The organism is Stenotrophomonas sp. 1278 (assembly GCF_029892765.1).
Lineage (GTDB): Bacteria > Pseudomonadota > Gammaproteobacteria > Xanthomonadales > Xanthomonadaceae > Stenotrophomonas > Stenotrophomonas indicatrix.
Genome location: NZ_JARXWD010000049.1, coordinates 1 through 4,967 on the forward strand (window position 1 = coordinate 1; position 4,967 = coordinate 4,967).

Genomic DNA, 4,967 nt, shown 5'->3' on the forward strand with positions numbered 1-4,967 from the left:
GTTGCGGGGGACGCTGCAAGTACGTCCATGTAAGCTCGGTCGCCGCATCCATGCGGCTCACGCCCCCGCAACCGGACCCACCCCGCCTTCGACAGGTTCCCGCTGCTGTTGGTGGGTGGGGACCGTTGGTCGGCACGCGGCTGTTGGCGGGTGTCGACCACGCGGCTGTTGGTGGGTGTCGACCTTGGTCGACACGTGGATCCACGCCATGCGTGGATGAATGCCGGACGAAATTGGAAACGCTCCGTTGTTGGCATGTAACGCGGGCATGGCGTGTGTGGGTGTACGCTGCATGCATGATGGCCACGACAGTCGGGCAACAGCAGCTGGTGGCGGCTCGGGCCGCCTTCGCCGAGGGCGACGTGCAGTCGCTGGCGATGCTGCCCCTGCCGTTGCAGCAGTCCTGGCAGCGCTCGCATGCGGCCGGTGTGCGCCCCGGGCAGGAGCCGTATTACCCGCCGTTGCAGGGCAACGGACACCGCTTGGAGTCCCGCGATGACCGCCGCCTGGCGCGTTGCGTGCAGCCGGAACTGGAGCAGTTGTGGGCCGCGTTCGGTGCGCGTGGGTGGACGATGTTCTGCGCCAACCGCGAGGGCATGGTGATCGTGCATCGCGCCCATGGCCTGGAAGATGCAGCGCTGCTGCGGCCGATCCAGGTGGGCCGGCGGCTGGGCGAGGCCGAGATCGGTACCACCGCGCCTGCGGTCAGCCTTGCCGACGACCTGCCCGCATTGGTACGCGGCAATGAACACTATCTGCAGCGGTTCGCCCCCGTGTTCTGCCTGAGTGAGCCGCTGCATGACCTGCAGGGGCAGGTCTGCGGTGCGATCGACATCACTGGGCTGGGGGAACGCGATCCGGCGTTGCTGCAGGGCTATTTCCGGCAGGCAGCGCTGGCCATCGAGAACCGCTTGATGCACACGCTCAGCGATGTGCATCTGCTGGCGGTGCAGCATGATCCGCGCTGGTTGGCATCACCGCTGCAGGGCCTGCTGGCGGTGCAGGAAGACGGCCAGTTGCTTTGCGCCAATCGCGTCGCCCGGCGCCTGCTCGGCCTGCCGCGGCGTGGGCCGCTGCCGCTGCTTTCGCTGGACACGCTGTTTGCCGGCGCCAGCGCAGCACAGCGACGTCGACTGCTGCAGCCCGGCCCTGCGCATCGGGTGCGACTGGGCGAGGGCAGTGCGGTCCATCTGCAGCATCTGCAGGCACCGCGCGCCGCACGGACACGTTCACCGGCTACGGCCGCAGCGCCCGTGCAGGCGGCACCATTGCGTGACCAGCAGCGCGATGCGGCACGGCGAGCCGCCCATACCGCCGACGGCAACCTCAGCCTCGCCGCACGCCAGCTCGGCATCTCGCGGACAACGCTGTACAAACTGCTGCGCGAGTGAGGCCGGCCACCGAGGCCGGCGCTACATCGCGGTGTCGATCAATCGCGGAAGTTGTTGAACTGCAGCGGCAGTTCGAACTTGCCGGCCTTCAGCACGGCGATGGCGTCCTGCAGGTCGTCGCGCTTCTTGCCCATCACCCGCAGCTTGTCGCCGTTGATCTGGGTTTCCACCTTCAGCTTGGCTTCCTTCAGCGCCGCAGCGATCTTCTTGGCGATCTTCTGCTCGATGCCCTGCTTGACGGTGATCTTCTGCCGGGCCTGCGCAAGGTTGGTTTCCACGTCGCCGTACTCCAAGCTGAGCACGTCGATGCTGCGGGCGGCCAGGCGAGCGCGCAGGATGTCGTTCATCTGCTTGAGCTGGAACTCGCTCGGCGCGGACTGGGTGATCACTTCGCCGTCTCGTTCGAACTTGGCGTCCACGCCCTTGAAGTCGAAACGGGTGGCAAGCTCGCGGTTGGCCTGGTCGAGCGCATTGGTCAGTTCGTGGGTGTCGACTTCGGACACAACGTCGAAGGAAGGCATGGGCGTTACTCCGCAGAAATCAGTGGCGGCCATTCTATCGCGCCGGTCGCGGCGGCAACGCCCGTGGTCGGCGATAATGGGCCATGAACGTGCAACGCTCCCCTTCGCGCGCCGTGGCCTGGATGGTCGCTGCTGTCGCCTGTTTCTCGCTGATGGACGCCGGCATGAAGCAGCTCTCGGCCGGCTATCCCTCGCTGCAGGTCACCTTCCTGCGTGGCGCGGCGTCGCTGCCCTTCGTGCTGGTCTGGGTGCTGGCCAGTGCCGGGCCACGCTCGCTGATCCCGCGCCGCTGGGGGCTGCACCTGCTGCGCGGCGGGCTGGGCATGGCGATGATCGGCTGCTTCGTGTTCGCCCTGCGCGACCTGCCGCTGTCCACCGCCTACACCATTTATTTCGTCGTGCCGCTGCTGATTGCCGCACTGTCGGTGCCGCTGCTGGGCGAGCGGGTCGGGCCGCGGCGCTGGGTCGCCATCGGCATCGGCCTGGTCGGCGTGCTGGTGGTGCTGCGGCCGGGCGTGGGCGGTTTCATCTCGGTGCCGGGCCTGATGGTGCTGGCCGCCGCCACCGCCTATGCCATCGCCGCGATCACCGTCAGCCTGTTGACCCGCACCGATACCTCGCAGTCGATGGTGGTCTGGTTCCTGGTCATCATGGCCATCGGCGCCGGGCTGCTGGCTATTCCCGGCTGGGTGCCGCTGCAGATGGCGCATGCGCCGTTGATCGCCGGCATGGGCCTGGCCGGAGCGCTGGGCCAGATCGCGCTGACCAAGGCCTTCCAGCTGGGTGAGGCATCGATGATCGCACCGCTCGAATACAGCGGCCTGGTCTGGGTAATCGGCTGGGACCTGGCCTTCTGGGGGCAGCTGCCGGATGGCTACACCTGGGCGGGCGCGGCAATCATCGTCGCCTCGGGCCTGTACCTGCTGCACCGCGAACGGGTGAACCGGCAGGAGCCGCCGAAACCGTTGGACCATCCCTGAACCGATCTGGCTGGGGAAGGGGTCAGAGCCCCTGCGGGGATCCGACCCCGGGGTCGGATCCCCGCAGGGGCTCCGACCGCCGCCGATGTACCGATGCGGGCGCCTTAGAATCAAAAGGAATAACATTCTGGCCCATGGCGCGGGCGCGCGAGCGCCAGCGCTGGTAGGCTGCACGCCCCTTCCATCGCCCTCCCGGTGAGCTGATCCCGTGATCGAGTTCCAGCGCCTGCACAAATCCTATGCCGTTGCCGGCCGCGCGGTCAGCGCGCTGCAGCCGCTGGACCTGACCATCGAGGCCGGCGAGGTGTTCGGCATCATCGGTCATTCCGGTGCGGGCAAATCGACGCTGATCCGCATGATCAACCGCCTGGAGGAGCCCAGTGGTGGCCGCCTGCTGATCGCCGGCGAAGATGTCACCGCGCTGGATCCGGAAGGCCTGCGCGCGCTGCGCCGGCGGATCGGCATGATCTTCCAGCACTTCAACCTGCTGTCCTCGCGCACGGTGGCCGGCAATGTCGCCTTCCCGCTGGAGCTGGCCGGTACGCCGAAGGCCGAGATCGATGCGCGCGTCGCCGAGCTGCTGCAGACCGTGGGCCTGCAGGCGCATGCGGACAAGTACCCGGCGCAGTTGTCGGGCGGCCAGAAGCAACGTGTGGGCATCGCCCGCGCACTGGCCACCCGCCCGCAGATCCTGCTGTGCGACGAGGCCACCAGCGCGCTCGATCCGCAGACCACCGCGTCGGTGCTGGCGCTGCTGTCGAAGATCAACCGCGAACTGGGCCTGACCATCGTGCTGATCACCCACGAGATGGACGTGATCCGTCGCGTCTGCGACCGCGTGGCCGTGCTTGATACCGGCCAGCTGGTCGAGACCGGCCCGGTAACGAAGGTGTTCCTGCACCCGCAGCACCCGACCACCCGCCGTTTCGTCAGCGAATCGGAGCAGGTGGACGAGGGCACCCTGCACCGCGATTTCGACGCGGTCGGTGGCCGTGTCGTGCGCCTGACCTTCCTCGGCGCCGATACCTACGAACCCCTGCTCGGCAGCGTCGCGCGGCAGACCGGGGTCGACTACAACATCCTGTCCGGGCGTATCGACCGGATCAAGGACACCCCGTATGGCCAGCTGATCGTCGCCCTGGTGGGCGGTGACCAGTCCGCCGCGCAGGCCGCATTCGTGGCTGCCGGCGTGCATGTTGAGGAACTGCGTCGATGATCATCGCCACCGCCGGCGGCTTCTTCCGTCACCTGGATGCAGGCAAGTGGGCCGACATCGGCCAGGCCACCATCGACACCCTGCTGATGCTGGCCGGTTCGCTGCCGCTGACCCTGGCCATCGGCCTGCCTCTGGGCGTGCTGCTGTACCTGTTCGGTGCGCCACAGCTGAAACGCCGGCCGGTTGCCTACGGCGTGCTGGCGCTGGTGGTGAACCTGCTGCGCTCGGTGCCCTTCATCATCCTGATGATCGTGCTGATCCCGGTGACCCTGTTCATGATGGGCACCTCGCTGGGCGTACGTGGCGCGATCGTGCCGCTGGTCATCGGCGCTGCGCCGTTCTATGCGCGGCTGGTGGAAACCGCGCTGCGTGAAGTGGACCGCGGGGTGATCGAGGCGACCCAGGCAATGGGTGCCACCACCTGGCAGCTGGTCACCCGCGTGCTGCTGCCCGAAGCACGGCCGGGCCTGATTGCCGGTGCCACGGTGACCACCGTGGCCCTGATCGGCTTCACCGCGATGGGCGGTGCGATCGGTTCCGGTGGCTTGGGCGACCTGGCCTTCCGCGACGGCTACCAGCGCTCGCACACCGACGTGGCGCTGGTCACGGTGGTCCTGCTGTTGGTGCTCGTGCAGCTGCTGCAGATGCTCGGCGACCGCCTGGTCGCGCATTACAGCCGCAGATAACAGAATGCCGGGCGGCGCCCGGCATCGTTCAGGGTGGTGCCGGCCGCTGGCCGGCAACTTCATGCCTGGTAGTGCCGGCCGCTGGCCGGCAACTTCATGCCTGGTAGTGCCGGCCGCTGGCCGGCAACCTCATGAACGCGGGAAGCACCCTGCAGTTGCCGGCCAGCGGCCGG

5 protein-coding genes are annotated in these 4,967 nt (G+C 67.9%); 4 read left to right on the forward strand and 1 reads right to left on the reverse strand.

Annotated features, from left to right (window positions below; all coding sequences use genetic code 11):
* The first annotated feature begins 299 nt into the window (after positions 1–299).
* A complete protein-coding gene (locus M2299_RS20605; protein WP_223486690.1) occupies positions 300–1,391 on the forward strand; it encodes a helix-turn-helix domain-containing protein in 1,092 nt (363 codons plus the stop codon).
* A 38-nt stretch (positions 1,392–1,429) separates the two neighbouring features.
* Here the strand turns inward: M2299_RS20605 and M2299_RS20610 are convergent, their stop codons facing one another.
* On the reverse strand, positions 1,430–1,912 hold the full coding sequence (locus M2299_RS20610) for a YajQ family cyclic di-GMP-binding protein (RefSeq protein WP_025877313.1): 483 nt from the start codon (positions 1,910–1,912) through the stop codon (positions 1,430–1,432).
* An 83-nt stretch (positions 1,913–1,995) separates the two neighbouring features.
* Here M2299_RS20610 and M2299_RS20615 point away from each other — a divergent pair, with 83 nt between their 5' ends.
* The 3 genes from M2299_RS20615 (at position 1,996) to M2299_RS20625 (ending at position 4,794) form a co-directional block, all read left to right on the forward strand.
* Complete coding sequence (locus M2299_RS20615; RefSeq protein WP_280884912.1) at positions 1,996–2,892, forward strand: DMT family transporter; 897 nt, start codon at positions 1,996–1,998, stop codon at positions 2,890–2,892.
* 208 nt (positions 2,893–3,100) lie between these two features.
* Positions 3,101–4,108 (forward strand): methionine ABC transporter ATP-binding protein, encoded by a 1,008-nt coding sequence (locus M2299_RS20620; protein ID WP_280884913.1) that lies wholly within the window; start codon positions 3,101–3,103, stop codon positions 4,106–4,108.
* Complete coding sequence (locus tag M2299_RS20625; protein WP_025877307.1) at positions 4,105–4,794, forward strand: methionine ABC transporter permease; 690 nt, start codon at positions 4,105–4,107, stop codon at positions 4,792–4,794. Before M2299_RS20620 ends, M2299_RS20625 begins: the two co-directional genes overlap by 4 nt.
* Positions 4,795–4,967: the final 173 nt, after the last annotated feature.